We start from the raw sequence: 14162 nt of genomic DNA on the forward strand, positions 1-14162 counted from the left end.
ACGTCTTAATGCACCTTATGGTGCTCGGTGCTTTCTGACCGTCCTATCAGGAGCGCGTCATCGTCCGAGCCGTCAAGTCTTAATGCACCTTATGGTGCTCGGAGCTTTCTGACCCACCCACTCCCCGATCTCCAGAAGTTGGTGATCGAGTCTTAATGCACCTTATGGTGCTCGGTGCTTTCTGACCCTCCGGGATTGCGGGACGCTTGGCGCGCAGCTGCGGGGGGTCTTAATGCACCTTTTGGTGCTCGGTGCTTTCTGACTTAACGTCGACGCCACGGACCCCGGTCCTTGGACCGACACGTCTTAATGCACCTTTTGGCGCTCGGTGCTTTCTGACTGCCCGGCGTGTCGCACCCTCTGTGGCCAGGGGAAACGTCGTACCGGATCGCCAGTGGTCGAAAAAGCACCCCTCCGGCCAACAAGCACGAGGCCAGAATATCAGACTTTTCGTTGCGACTGCTCGCATCGCCGCGGAACGTCTGTGGGGCCGACGCTGTCCCGGAAATCGCCGTCATCGTCGGCGTGTCGCTCCTCTATAACGCTTCACACGTGTCGAGTAACCGCAAGGTTGTTGGGTGGAAGGACAGACAATGACGACACTCGCCACGGCCTCGTCCCTGAGAGAAGCGACCAGCTCCGAAGCCCTCACTCGCGCCAGACGCCGACTCCTCACAGCACACCCCGACCCCACCAGAGCGAACACCCCCACGCCGGGAAGCCTCACCGACGAACAACTCCGTGTCCTCGCCGCCCACGACTGGGCGCCGCCACGCATCGCCGCACTCGACGCGAGCGCTCTCATGATGGCGAACCCTATCACTCGGGCGCTCCTGGCCGAATCGGTGCGCGAAACCCTCGAACACCGCCTCGCCGCGGAACGCCCCCACGGTACCTACGACGACACGCGCGCAGGACACGACTCATTCAGCAGGGGACTCATCGAGGACTACGACCACGGCAACCACCACCTCGCGCGAGCCACCATCCGCGTCGCCGACCCGGGCCTCGTGACCTGTGCGGGCCTTTCGGCACTGGACGTGTCCGACGCCGACGCGCCCATTATCGACGAACTCGCCCGGGCCTCGGACCCCAACCTGATCGTGAGCGTCCTCGCCGACGCCGCCCTGCTCGATCTTGACAGGTACGCCACCGGACAAGGCCTGCGTTACTTGCGCGTTGGAACCACTCTCATGCTCGCGGCACCGAGCGAGCAGCGCCTGGCCGATGCCATCGACACTGTCGCGGCCGCGGCCATCAATGTGGGTGCGCGCGTCACCGACCTGACGACCCAGTATATTGACGAGGAGAAAGCCCTCGCGAGCGTCGGCATCGATCCGTGGACCACCCGGCCCGGCGACGAACCCACAGGCCAAGCCGACCGCATCCTCTACGTCGGCCGCGACGGCGCACGCGTCCATGTCAAAGCGGGCCGCGTCCTCGTCGACGCGCCCGGCTCGCTGCCAGCGACCTCCGTGCCGAAAAACAGCGTCACGCGCATCGTTCTGTCTGGAAACGTCGGCCTGTCCGCGGGCGCGCGCTCGTGGGCGATGCGCAGCGGCGTCGACGTCGTGTGCCTGTCGCGGCGAGGCTCGTACCAAGGCACCCTCATCGGTGCGAATAGGGGAGCGCACGCTAGTCGGCTTCTCGCGCAAGTGGCCCTGACCGGTGACAACGAGCGCCGCGTCCGCCTGGCCGCCAGCCTCATTGGCGCGAAAATCCGCGGCCAAATCCACGTCCTCACACGCATCGCCCGGCGCGACGAAAGCGTGCATGTCGCCGACACGACCGCGCACATGCACGCCTGGCGGCGCTCCCTCGCAGGTACGCGCACGCTCGACGAAATCATGGGCATCGAAGGCGCGTGTTCCAACGCCTACTTTGACGCGCTTGCCGCGTGCGTGCCCGCCGACGTCACCTTCGACGGGCGCAGCCGACGCCCACCCCGCGACCTGCCCAACGCCGCCCTGTCCTACGGGTACGCGATCCTCCTGTCCGAATGCGTCGGCGCGCTCCACGCCGCCGGGCTCGAACCGCCCCTCGGCATCGCGCACGCGCCCACCGACAAGCGCCCTAGCCTGGCGCTGGACCTCATGGAACAGTTCCGCCCACTCCTGGTCGACCAGACCGTCATGGCGCTCCTGCGTACACGCAAGCTCCGGCCCGAACACGGCGTCGTCGAAGCCGAGGCCGGGGGAGTGTGGCTGGGCAGCGACGGCAAGAAAATTCTCGTCGACGCGTACGAGACCGCCTGCCAGCGATCCGTCACCGGCGCCCTCCCCGGATACTCGGGGTCGTGGCGCAGACACATCGCCCACTCCGCGCAGATGCTGGCGCGCGCCATCGCCGAACCCGACTACCAGTGGAGCGGGGTCGCCTGGCGATGATCTACATCATCGCCTACGACATCGCCGACAATAAACGACGGCTCCGCGTCGCCAAAACACTGGAATCCTGGGGCTACCGCATCCAAGAATCCGTGTTCCAACTCCGCCTCGACACCGCCACGCTGGCTCGCGTACGCTCTCGGCTCGCCGCCCTCATCTCCGAGACCGACGACGTCATCCACATCTACCCCATCTGCTCATCCTGCGCCGACCACGCCGACATACTCGGCGCGGCCATAGCGCTGGACGATATGGGGTTGTGTCGGGGAGTGTGGTGAGGGGGAGCTAGCGTTTGCGTGAGCGGCGTCTCCGCCTATGTTTCCCGGAGCTTTCAGGTATGTCGTTTTGTGTCTTGCTGGAGCATAGTCCGTTCTGTTTAGGATGTGAGTCGGAGCGTTTATCTCTCTTGTTCTTGTGTCTGTCCTTCTTATCTGCTCTGCCACGTGTTGTGTTATCTCTTGTTGTCCTACTCTGGCTGGAATTATTGCCATGATCGGACTTCTTTTCTGCCAGAAAAACATCTTTTTGCTCGGAACCGCTTTTTCCCCAAAGGGCTTGAGGTGCCCGCCCGGCATAACGGTTCTGGCTCTTGAAGAACAGAGGACTGCCATTACTGCTGGTTGCATTGTTAACCTTGTTCTCATCAAGGTTAATGTATCTAACGGGAACTGCTTTATCATCTCCATCCGATGTAGACTCATTGTCTTCGAAACCATAAGCAATCCTTTGGAAAGCGCGAATCGACGGCAGGCGCGTCAAGTCGCCGATCTTGGTATCCCTGATCAGTTCTGGTGCCTCTTTGCTCTTATTGCTCTTAGAATCCGAGCCAAGGACAGTCGTGAGCTTCAAGTACCCCTCTGCAATGTCTGGGAGTTCTTGGAAGTAAACGAGTTTGCCTACAATCTCTACCTCAACGAGTCCGAGGCCGAGGGGTTTTCCGATTCCTAGCTTGTGATAACCGATCCCTTGACACCCTTTTGGGGTTAGGTTTTTTGGTATGAGTGGCCACAAGAGGAATGCAAGTTCCTTTGGAGATAGATCCTCAAAACTAACCCTGCACGAAAGGCGCGAGCCTGTCTTTAACCATGAACGCACTCGGAGTCGAACTGAGTCGTTATCCTTAGTCGTATCACGATTCTTATCGTATTCGGTAATGATGGCTTTGAGATTCTGATCAATCGCCGATCGGTGTGTTGGATATGCTGCCTCACCCAATGAAGAGGTAGACGGGTTGAAGAGGTTGGCTCTACTATCGTCAGATCGTTTGGAGTGTATTCTTGCGTTCTTGCTATTTTCCGTCGGATTCGGAAAATCCTTCCGAGAGACAAGAAAGCGTCGGCCACTGCTTGGTTTTGGACTAAGTAGCGGGGGAAGCAACTTGTATTCCTCCTCCTTTGGTGGACGTGCAATAGCGTTGTCTGAAATGGAGACAGGGCTGACCTGAATGCGACCGCGTAGCGCGGTTCCGTTGTCGTCGTTGCTGCCAACAAAACCGAATAGTCTGTCAGCTGCTGACGCTTCATTCAGATTCTTAGCTGGGCGAACATTATCGCGTTCAGCAATGCTTAGTGGAGAGTGTGAATAGGCGTGTCTTCCTACGCTAATTGGAATCAATTCTGAAATTGTGTCATTTGGGTCGATAATGGCATATGCCAGTCGCCCTTCTGTAAATGTCTCCTCTGCGATTTCGCCACTGGTGAAAACATTGCTCTTTCTAGGTTGCTTCTCCTTGTCTTTGTTTGACTTTCTTCTCCTGGCTTGTGTGCTCTTCTTACCTTTTGTGTTTTGCTTGCTGCGTTTATTGTGGGAGTCTACTATGTCTTGTTCGGTTTGGTAGGAGTGAACTACTGTTAGATAGGAGTCTATCGTGGATCGTGAGCAGAGTAGTTTCTTTGCCAAAGTGTTGTTAGTGTTGTTTGAATCTTTGTCTCGTTGGATAAATATCCTTTCTGCCCACTTTCTTTTCCCGTGCTTCGTTCCGAAGTTTGTCATGTTTTTGAGGAGCTGTTCGTGTGGTGTGGTAATATACAGGAATCCTGTAAATGTGTGTGGCATCTTTGGTTCTTGAGTGTTATTTGTCTTTGTTTGCTCGTATTTGCCGAGAACTAATTCGAATGGTCCATCCGCTTTGGAAATTTTGCTTACTATCCATCGGCCCTTAATTCGGTATGCTTCAAATCTGACTTGATCGTGAGTTTTGAAGTGTTCCGCGATTCTCCTCCCATTGTCCTTGTTGTGTTTAAAGGTACCGAAGCTCTCTTCTTTTCTCGTATCATCCAATGCGCGTGAATCTAGGATCGGTATGAATGCGGGTTTATTGTCGTTGTGCCCGCCGCCGTCAAGTCGCTCGAACTCATATTGTCCATCAGCGTCTTCAGGTGGGGGTGCATATGTGCATCGCACAGGGACTAATGATAGTGCTTGGTCTGGTTGTGTTCGGTATGTGAGTTGAGTTCTGTGGGTTTGTGTGTCGAAAATGCGGAAGCGTGACGATGTGATTCGTTCGTATGCTGTGCTTAGTAGCCCTTTGATCATTGTTGGAGCAATGAAGGGTTTTCCTGCGACTTCCTGGACCTGAAGGTAATGAATGCCCTCTTCTTCCGTCTGTTCCCCGATGAGCAAAGGTGAGTGGGCGGTCAATTGAAGATCAAAGTAACCGCTGAGTCTGTCAGCATGGAGGTGATCTAGGTATGTTTGTATGCCCTCTTGATAAATCGCTTCGTAGTTTTCTGAATTGGTCTTTTGTACGTCGTCTGGTAGTCGCGGTATTCGGTTCACACTTGAGTAAAACGTATGTTCCTCATACTCTCTTTCTTTGCGTTTATCACCCATCTTTAGTTCCACCTTCCCGTGAATAGCTGGTCGACAACGACCGTATTTCCGTACTTATCTTCTTCTTGGATGAACTCGAGTGCCGACATGCCGTTAGTGGTGGTGTCTGGTTTGCCCTGTTTTGTCTGATCAGTGCCGGTATCGGGGGCAGACTCTTCTTTGCTAGTCGCAGCAGACTTGTGCTGCAGATAGCTCACCTTGTGGAACAAGCCGCCGACAGGTGCTGACTCCGTGCCTTCAGACGATGCCTTGACTATGCCGACTGTGAGCATCAGCTCGACAGCACCCACGCCGTTCACCCAACGGTACTCGTGAGCCAGAACGTCGCCCTCTGCGGGTTCGTCAGGCAGTTTCACCGGTACCCACAGGCGCAGCTCGAATAGCTTCGTCGGATCGAATTCTCGTCCATCGATCTGCGCGACCGTGAGCTTCGGTGCCTCGGCGGAGGATCCCTGATCGAAACCCAAGACTGGCCACGTCCCGTTGGTTGCGAACGCTAGGCCCTGAACGTCCCCGCCCGAATGTGTCCGTGCGTACGCGAGGAAGACATCCAAGCATGGTGTGTCACCGGACTCCGAGAGGATCGGTGACTGTGCCAGTATCATTTTCTGATTCTTGTCAGTCATCGGCGGCTCCCGTTCCTGCAGATTGTTTATGCGCAGCGCCCGGGCCGTTCTCTAGGTGCTTAGACCAGTCCGTTTCTTCGTACTTACCCTTTAAATGTTCCAGGACCTGTTCCGCGAGCTTGCGCTGCCCCTCGTAGAGGGCGTCAGTCATAGCACCAGCGCCTGTCTCCGGCTGCTGCAGTGCTTCGCAACCAGTGAAATTCCACGATGGAAGGTCAACACCTTTACGGTCAGCCCCCTTTACCTCGATCGTTGAGACGACAACCTGTCCCAGGCCTCGCGTCGAACGGCTTCCCAACGGGAGCGTACCCGCCGACAACTCAGCGAGCACCAGCCCGAGCAACACGTAGGCGGCGTGAGCGTAGTCGGCGTGGGTAGGTTTCGGTTGCTCGCGCCCGACTGAACTGTGCTCCGCCTCGTCAGCATCGGCAGGTCCGCGCTTAGCTTCCGGCCCCTTCTCCGCCTCGATGTTCTTCAGGAGGCGTCGCAGGTCAATATCAATCTGGATCGGCTCCCACTCGGTGCCCAGATACACGGCCTCAGTGAAGAGCCCGCCGTCGATGACGCCGCCCGTCCATCGGTCAATCGCGTTGTGCGTGATCTCGATGCGTTTCCCACGCTCAGTCGAGAGACAATCATGGACGGTGACCGCGCCCCGGTATTCCGTGCTGCCGAACATGTAGCGGACCAGGTTCGGCTCCGCAGCGATCTGTTCGTGGAGATCATGGGACGCGAACGTGGGCAATTCGTCTCTTGCTGCGAGGACTGTCCGCGCGATGCGCGAGGCCCGCGAGCGCAACGCACCGCGAATCGAGGTTCCCGGTATGAGGAGTTGTGCCTCATCCCAGGGGACAGATGGATCGCGGAGGGGCTCTGTCACTCCGTTGGCGGTAGGATCCGTCTCCTGAGCTATTTTCTTGCGCTGCTTCGTCAGGTTCTCGTCCTCGGCGACGAAAATGCCGGTGGGTGACCACCAGTTGATCGTGATGCGCGCAGGTTCGTCCAGACTCCATCCGCCCAGTTCGAGGGGAATTGGCGTCCCTTCTTCGTCCTCACCGATGAGGGCATCGAGAACGTCCGCCGGTGCAGTCAGCCTGCCGGTGTCGGTCGTCCGGCCGGTGCGATGGAGCTTCGGCTCGATAACCTGGATTGTTCCCTGGCCAGAGCCTGTCCGTCCACCGAGGGATACCGCACCGGATCTCAGAACGTCAACTATGAACTCGAGGAGCTTTTTAACGGAATCGGAGGGCGCAGGCCCAGGAATCCCATCCGACTGTTTGTTCACTGTCGGTTCGCCATCGCGTCCCGCCGCGCTGATACGGATGTTGAAGCTTGTGCCGCGGGGCAAGAACTCGTGCTCGTAGAGCGCTCCGTCCGAGGCAGCTCCCGTCGTCCGGTCGATGCCGACGCCGTGACGCCTCGGCAAGGGGGACTCTCCTGAGTCGCTGTCCTTGTATTGCGGGAAGGACACCGCGTAGAAGGTCAGCGCGCTTCGACGAACAGGCAGCACATCTTCGGGGGAGTCCCCTTCGTGGTGCGCAAGATCGTCACCCCACAGCGATTTCCAATTCGTCTCGCTGTAGACGCCATGGGGGTCGTCCTTCAACTTCCGTTCCTCCCACAGCATATTGCACGCCGCGCGCACGGCCCCTCTGATGGAACGGCCGGGGATCGTCGGCTCTTTAAGGCCATTGCGGCAGAAGCGGATGACGGTTCCCTCTCTGTCCCGGTCGGGGACCTCGTCGACGCCGCCGATGTGGAGTTCCGACGTCAGCTCAACGGGGATGGTCAGTTCATAACGTGTGAAGGTCACTTGCCTTCGCCTCCTTTGGTTGCCGCCGAGGAGATAAAGTCCTGTTTTGTCGCCTTCGTGACGGTGAGGCTCTCACAGTTGAGCAGTGGGTGGTCCACGACGAAGCGGCCGTAGCCCTGCGCCGTCAGCTCGCCCACTCCAAAGGGGGCGAGCTCCAGGAGCTTGTCTCGATCCTTCTTGCTGACGTGCACCTGGATCACCGATCCTGCCTGGATCGCTAGGCGACTCGCGCGCGGCCCGTTGTCTGCAGGCGACCACGAGTCGACGCGGCGGTGGCGGATAGAGGTGGTACCGACTGCCTCGACGATGATGCCCTCGCGCCTGAATACGCGAATGAGGTCGTCGGTGGTCCCTCCGGCCCCGAGCCCAGCGGAGCGCGCAATCACGTCGGACGTGAACCACAGCCACACACCCCTGGACGAGGCCGGGGTGCCCTCGCCGGGTGCCGTCCCGTTGGCAGACTTGGATGCATCGCCTGTGGGCTGCGCGATACCAGCATTGCCGAAACGGCCGCGCGACTCCCGCTCATCGTCTGTCTCTTCGCGCAGCGTGCACGTCGCGGACCCGAAGGTGCCCGTGAGCTTGCGTGACCCCAACCGGGCCTTGTGCTCCTTGCCGAGCAAGGCGTCGCCGCCGCAGGCCTCCCAGAGTTCGTCAGACATCCAGACGTGTGCGCGCATGCGCATGCCCTCGGGCAAGGCCTCGACCAGGACCAGCTGCCCCTTACTGGCCGCGCCCGTCTCGTGGTTGATGGCGGTCGTCTGTCGCCCGCGCAGGGGAGGCTTACCGTACCAGCCCTGAGTCTTCGTGCCGGGCTCTTTGCCGTCGCCTCCCTTGGGGTTGAAGAAGACGAATCCGCCGCGAACGGGAATCCTATTCGTGCCCTCGGTGGAGTCACCGTATAGGGTGATGGATGAGTTCGGGGGCAGCGTCTTGTCCGTCTTGAGCGTCAGGGGAACGGGGAGTCCCTCAATTTTCTTGATGACGGGCAACGCGTCCGAGACGAACAGGTGGCCGCCGGTCACGGCGTTGGTGACGACTGCCTCCTTGTCTCCGCGCTTCTTCGACGACACCAGTCGGTGCAGCCAGGGAAGCAGCACCGTTCCGCGCAGGAAGTCCAAGGAGCGGATTTCGTTTGAGAAGGGGACCTCGTAGGACACGATGGGCGAGTTGAGCGTGAGGTCGAGGATCAGGTGGTGCCCGCCGCTGTGCTGAGCTGCGGAACCGTCGACGATTCCGACCTGGTGTTGCGTGCCGCTCTGCTGCGGGGCTGGGAGCTCGTTGGCAGCGTTTTCGGTCAACTCTGCTGCCAGCCTCTTGAGGCTCGTCCTCAGCGCCTGCGCGCGTGACGAAGCGAAAGCGACGAACTCGGACGTGGACTGAGCGTTCCGCGCTTCAAGCTTGTCTCCGGACACGAGGACCGTGCACTCGCCGTCGCCTCCGCTGCGGCCCGAGCCGATGCCTCGGACCATGAGGCCCGCAACCCCCAGGAGGAAGTGAGCCGCCTCAATAGTCTGTTGAAGGTAGTGCTCATCCTTGGCCTCACTCGTCGCCGGAACGGAGAGAGTCACACCGGCCTCGTCGATGAGTGTGAACGTGCCCGTGAGGATGCCGGCCGCAGCGCGCTCCGTGAAGCGCAGGAACTGGTCGCGCGCCGTTCCGGTCTTTGGGTTGATGAACAAGGACACCGTGTCGTGAACCGGGATCGACGAGGCCGGGATCGCGTCCGAGAAGAGAACGTGACGTGGGTGGGGGGTTGAGCCCGGCTTGCTGTCGGGGTTCTGGCCGAAGAGCCACAGGGCAAAGCTGGTCCACTTCGCCTCCTTCTGCCCGTCGAGGGCCTTCGCCGCCAGCATCGCCTGCTCGCGCAGGACGCCCGTGATGACTGTGCCGCGCACGACCGGATCGTCCCCGCAACGCTCGATTGTTGAGTGCGTGCGTCCCGCGTGACCCACGCCTGTGGATACGCCCCAGTCGGACGTGAACACGATGGTCACGTGGCCGCTCGCGGTAGGTGAATCGGTGGTCACTGGGCACCTCCTTTGGTGGGATGGTCTGCTGTTTCCTGGGGGCCATCGCCGCCGGTGTTCTTGCCAATCCGTGAAACGAGGTAGCCGTCGGACAAGTTCCCGGACAGGTCGATGAGGTCCAGGAGCCATCGCACCTGCTCGATGCAATCCTCAGTATCCTTGCTGGGATCGGCGAGGCGGACTTGCGAGGGTAGCGGCCCCAACGCGTCCACGAGTGCCTTCATACCCCGCGCGTTCTCCTGCGCATCCGTCCACTCGACGCGGATCGCGCAGATGGGGTGCTTGCAGCGCTTCGTTATCCTCTTGTCGTTGTCCGGCTCTTCCCTGTCCTTGTCGATCTGCTCCTGCGTCGCGAACGCTATTTTGTTGTTCTTCAGGACGACATACCCGAGACACTCGGATCGCGCCGTATCATCCTTGGGGACCTTGACATAGTCGGCGAGGAGCTTGACGATGCGGTTCGCACGGGCACGCGGGAACGGATCGCCGGTGGTCTGCGTGGGAGCGTCCGGTTTCTTGCCGTCGAAGGCAGCGACTGCCCGGAGGATGCGCTCCCAGGTGGGCAACGGCTGCGACGTTGTGGTGGGTGTTTCCTCAGCCGAGGTCGTGGTTGCGTCCCCGATGCGCTCCGGCGCGTAGTGGCCGATCAGGAAGGGGCGCTGCGTACGGCCCTTGTACTCGTCCAGCGTGTCGTCCGGGTCGAGGACCGTTGCGTCGCGCAGGACGTGGAAGTCGATCGTCGAACAGGGGACCGTATCCTTCTTCTTGCCGAGCTTCTTCCCGCGCGACACCATGCCCTCCGCCAGGTCGTAGGCGATATGGAACGGGAAGTTACGCCCCACGATGGCCACGCCCGCCGAGGCAGTGAGCGGGCCGGCTGTCTCCGCGCCTGCGACGACTGCGAGCTGTTTGAGCAGCTCGTCCTCACCGGTCAGCTGCTCGTAGTGACGAACGTACGATTCTGCGAAGGGAATCGCGAACTTTCCTTCGACGTAGACGGTGAGGTCGTCGCCCCCGACAAGCACCGGGACCACCGGAGGAGCCTGGCGTCCATGCGCGTAATCTTCGACGTCCTTCCACGCAGCAGCTACAGCTGCTTTGACGACACCGTCGAGACGGTAGTTCACCTCCATGACGAACCACTGAAACGGGTCCTTGTCTCGTTCACAAGGGTTATCTTTGCACTTATATGCAGCGGATTTAAGGGAATCAAGTTGGGACTGAACCGTGTCATATGACTTACCGAGGTCGCGCATGATCGCGCCCACGCCGTTACCGTCAACATGGACCACACCAACTGAAGACAGGGAAGGGGGAGTGGAGTCCTGGTCTAGCTCTGACCCTGGCGTTGCATCGCCTTCTCGGACAATTTTCTGCTCTACAACCGCTGTCTCCTGAAAGGCCGCTTCCAGGCGGGTTGGGTCACGATAGAGATCAGCCATGGACGTCTTCAATTCACCTGAGACATCGTCAAGCTGCTTGAAACGTGCAGGCAGTGCCCATGCACGCTTGAAGCGCGCTGGACGAGATAGCTTGTAGTCGGGTTTCGCGTCTTCCTTCGTAGCTGTGTACAGGATCGAGTTGAAATCAACCAAAACCGTAGATTGGGACTCCTCGTCGTTATCTTGCTTCTCCTGTTCCTTGAGCTTGACACGCCCCTCGTATGATGCCTTAACTCCCACTGCACGCGCGGTCGCGTAAATCCTATTCGTGTCTGACTCTGTCAAGGGTGTAACCGCTGGAAGCGCCGATTCGTCTGCTCTCTCCAGGAACGGGAACTGTGGGAAGCGCGCCGCCGCCGGTCGGCGGTTCAGCGAGTACTCACTGAAGGCTCGGTCGAGTCGTTTCAGATCCACCGGATCAACCGGATCAGATGACGTTTCAATGAAGACACCCGTGACGTCGAGGCCCGGGGCGTCAGTCAGCGCACGGAGCGTGACCTCTCGGATCAGTCGCTTCGCTAAATCCGTTGGATCGCCATCAGTCTCGGTGAATCGGACGATCACCTTGCCGGACGAGTCGGAGACCCAGAAGGAACTCGGAAGGGGCTTTGCATCAAGGAGTTCTTCTGCTTTATCCTTCACCCACTTGGACAGCAGGGTGATCTCGAAGGATGCGCCGATCTGCTCGCGCAGGCGAGGAGACGAGAAGATGAAGGGCTGATTACTGTTCGTCTGCAGCATGACGAGGCTGCAAGTCGTATTCATTCCTGTCATCGGTCTTAGCCCTTCGTTATCGGGAGAGTCGTGAGAAGAGAGAAAATGTCTGTTATCATGCGACCTGGTTGATTCACTACTGCAGTGAAGGGACGTCTAAAAGTCGTGGCATTTTCCCCCTTCAATGAGTTAACCGGGCAGAGAATAATTAGCCCAACAACGGGCTTATCTTGCTCGATAAGTTGCTTGGTAGTTGACGGGGTACCAACTATCTGAAGCGTGCTTTGTAGTATCTCAGATTGATCTTTATCGAGAGGATCAAAATCTTTACCAGTTAGCGCCAAGATCACTAGATCGTACTTTTCATAATCATTGTCGGTGTAACTATCGGCGTTGGTGATATTCTCCATCGCAAAGAGATTGGAGTACTTAAGTTGTGTTTCGATGTTTTCGCGTTCATCTTTGTTGCCGATGATAACGATCTTACGATCTTTCAGGCCGCGATTAATGCGTTCGCGTAGCCTGAGTAGTGTTTTAACGGATGCCTCACCAGCCCAGATGACAGCTAGTCCTCCCGCTATGGCGGCGATAGTGGGGAAGAGGAGTTCAGTGCATAGTTCCTTCCACCACGGAACTGGAATGAGAAAGTAGAATACAGAAATGAACAGAGAAACGGTTATGATGTCGCATGCGGATGTTATCGCCACACGATGAGGGGATTTGCTGATATCAATCAATGTCTCTTCCTCTCTTATGCGGCCACAGCGTCTATGACGCCCATGCCGAAGCTCGTGTGTGAGCCGATGTTCGTGTATGCGGACAGGGCCATCAGGCGTGAGAAGATGCGGGTCGCTTCGGCCCCCTCGACGCCGCTGATGCGCAGGTGGCCCTCGTGGGCCGGGATCTGGCGTGAGCTGAGGCGGCCCTGGCCCGAGTTGCGTGGCATCGCCAGTGACACCGTGGATGAGTGCGTGAAATCCTGGGTCGCCAGCACGCTCGCCATGGCATGGCGGTCGATGCGTGGGGGAGCGAACCTCCGATTCCACGTCCACCAGCGCTGCTGCAGACTCGTCGCAATCGTCGCCGGAGACAGGCTCGGAACGTGATGCCCCTTCGACGAAAACGTCGTCGGAGTGACAAGGCGAATCTCCCACGTGGTGTCCTGATCGCGCTCCGCCAGCTCCTCCCAGGATGCCTGGTTGATGATCTGTCCCTCGATCGCAATCAGCACAGCGTCGTCCTCGGTGCCTGCGCCGAGGCGCATGACGCCTCCCCACGACAGCCATGCGTCCAGCGTGTCGACCAGGCGATCATCCAGGAAGCGCACCTCCATGCCGAACGTGGACTCTGAGTGGCAGAGTTCCCCGAGCGAATACGGTTTCACGCTGCCCGCGCCGTGCGGTGGCCGGTGCGCCAGCGTCGGGAACTGGGAAGCCCTGGCCGGGCTAATACCCGGCGGTAAGTCCAACACTGCTGACAGGGCGGCGTGAAGCCTCCTGGGTGTGGCTGGCACCCCCTCTGGAGCGTCAAAGCTCATGTAAATGGATGTCGGCATCGGTGCCTCCCATCACTCGCGTGTGACTGTCGTCTCTGACGGTAGTATAAAATGTCTGACAGATCATGTCCAACTGTCAAGCATTCGGTCTGGCTGATCAGTAGGTATTGCCGTGTATTTTTTGCCTACATTACGTGGTTTACTATTTGCATCTAATTTTGGTTCTGAATGTCCGTCTAATGGATTGTTGAACCCTGTCTAGGGTTACAACGGTTCTTGGTGAAGGAGTTCGTTGTGGCTGGTGTTAGTCGTGTTTTTCAGGGGGGTTGAGTACCCCTCCCGTCGTGAGGCGTGTCAGGCTCGGCATCGGGAGTATGTGCGGACTCTTGCTGATGGTTTGAACTTCACGCAGGCAGCTCACGCTGTTGGCGTCTCGAAGCGGACGGGTAAGGTCTGGCGTAATGGTCGAACTCGGTCAAGGTGACCGGTGTGAGCGAGCTAGTATCGCTCCTCAGGCTCATTGGTACCGTCTGTATATGAACTGCCAACCTCATCGGGTCAATAAATCGTCTCCGAGTTGGGTCTTGACGTGTACTTTTGCGACCCGCACTCACCCTGGCAACGCGGTACCAACGAGAATACGAACGGGCTCCTGGGCCAATACATGCCCAAAGGCACCGACCTCTCACTCCTGACCGAAACGGACCTGGACGCCATCGCCAACCAGCGCCTTGAACTGCTGCTCAGGGCATAAGACGTGTTGCAACCACCCACAGAATCTGCCGTCCCCTTAAAGAAGGGGGTAGAGGTTGGCTCGTCATTA

9 protein-coding genes, 2 pseudogenes and 1 CRISPR repeat array (1 of these 12 only partly in view) are annotated in these 14162 nt (G+C 58.7%); of the genes and pseudogenes, 4 read left to right on the top strand and 7 right to left on the bottom strand.

All coding sequences use genetic code 11. The features are described from left to right. Positions 1 to 340: direct repeats of the CRISPR family, unit length 37 nt; unit sequence GTCTTAATGCACCTTATGGTGCTCGGTGCTTTCTGAC (it extends 755 nt beyond the left edge of the window). 253 nt (positions 341 to 593) lie between these two features. Together cas1 and cas2 are read left to right on the top strand one after the other, a co-directional pair. Next, positions 594 to 2387, top strand: coding sequence for a CRISPR-associated endonuclease Cas1 (gene cas1 / locus O3932_RS00930; RefSeq protein ID WP_296504888.1), 1794 nt, complete (start codon positions 594 to 596; stop codon positions 2385 to 2387). Beyond that, complete coding sequence (gene cas2 / locus O3932_RS00935) at positions 2384 to 2665, top strand: CRISPR-associated endonuclease Cas2 (protein ID WP_296504886.1); 282 nt, start codon at positions 2384 to 2386, stop codon at positions 2663 to 2665. The genes cas1 and cas2 overlap by 4 nt, the downstream gene beginning before the upstream one ends. A gap of 7 nt (positions 2666 to 2672) precedes the next feature. Here cas2 and O3932_RS00940 read toward each other — a convergent pair whose 3' ends face one another. The 7 genes from O3932_RS00940 to cas6 all read right to left on the bottom strand — a co-directional run bounded on the left by O3932_RS00940 (position 2673) and on the right by cas6 (position 13315). After that, the gene (locus tag O3932_RS00940) at positions 2673 to 5219 is read right to left on the bottom strand and encodes a TIGR03986 family CRISPR-associated RAMP protein (RefSeq protein ID WP_371535559.1); all 2547 of its coding nucleotides are present in this window, start codon (positions 5217 to 5219) and stop codon (positions 2673 to 2675) included. Between the two features lie 2 nt (positions 5220 to 5221). Next, positions 5222 to 5686: a hypothetical protein gene (locus O3932_RS00945; RefSeq protein WP_371535562.1), complete on the bottom strand. Its 465-nt coding sequence runs from the start codon at positions 5684 to 5686 to the stop codon at positions 5222 to 5224. A 151-nt stretch (positions 5687 to 5837) separates the two neighbouring features. After that, positions 5838 to 7658, bottom strand: coding sequence for an RAMP superfamily CRISPR-associated protein (locus tag O3932_RS00950; protein WP_296504878.1), 1821 nt, complete (start codon positions 7656 to 7658; stop codon positions 5838 to 5840). After that, positions 7655 to 9688, bottom strand: coding sequence for an RAMP superfamily CRISPR-associated protein (locus tag O3932_RS00955; protein WP_371535564.1), 2034 nt, complete (start codon positions 9686 to 9688; stop codon positions 7655 to 7657). The genes O3932_RS00950 and O3932_RS00955 overlap by 4 nt, the downstream gene beginning before the upstream one ends. After that, entirely contained in the window at positions 9685 to 11904 is a 2220-nt protein-coding gene (locus O3932_RS00960; RefSeq protein ID WP_371535566.1) for a hypothetical protein, read from the bottom strand. The genes O3932_RS00955 and O3932_RS00960 overlap by 4 nt, the downstream gene beginning before the upstream one ends. Positions 11905 to 11909: 5 nt before the next feature. Next, on the bottom strand, positions 11910 to 12581 hold the full coding sequence (locus O3932_RS00965) for a hypothetical protein (protein ID WP_296504874.1): 672 nt from the start codon (positions 12579 to 12581) through the stop codon (positions 11910 to 11912). 14 nt (positions 12582 to 12595) lie between these two features. Further along, on the bottom strand, positions 12596 to 13315 hold the full coding sequence (cas6, locus tag O3932_RS00970; RefSeq protein ID WP_371535568.1) for a CRISPR system precrRNA processing endoribonuclease RAMP protein Cas6: 720 nt from the start codon (positions 13313 to 13315) through the stop codon (positions 12596 to 12598). Positions 13316 to 13631: 316 nt separating this feature from the next. Here cas6 and O3932_RS00975 point away from each other — a divergent pair. Together O3932_RS00975 and O3932_RS00980 are read left to right on the top strand one after the other, a co-directional pair. After that, positions 13632 to 13817: pseudogene (locus tag O3932_RS00975) on the top strand (hypothetical protein); the annotation flags it as partial. A gap of 108 nt (positions 13818 to 13925) precedes the next feature. Beyond that, positions 13926 to 14093 (top strand): annotated as a pseudogene (locus tag O3932_RS00980) (IS30 family transposase); the annotation flags it as partial. Between the last annotated feature and the right edge of the window lie 69 nt (positions 14094 to 14162).

Origin of the sequence: Pauljensenia sp. 20925_1_25 (genome assembly GCF_041433955.1) — a bacterium.
In the GTDB taxonomy this organism is placed as follows: Bacteria; Actinomycetota; Actinomycetes; order Actinomycetales; family Actinomycetaceae; genus Pauljensenia.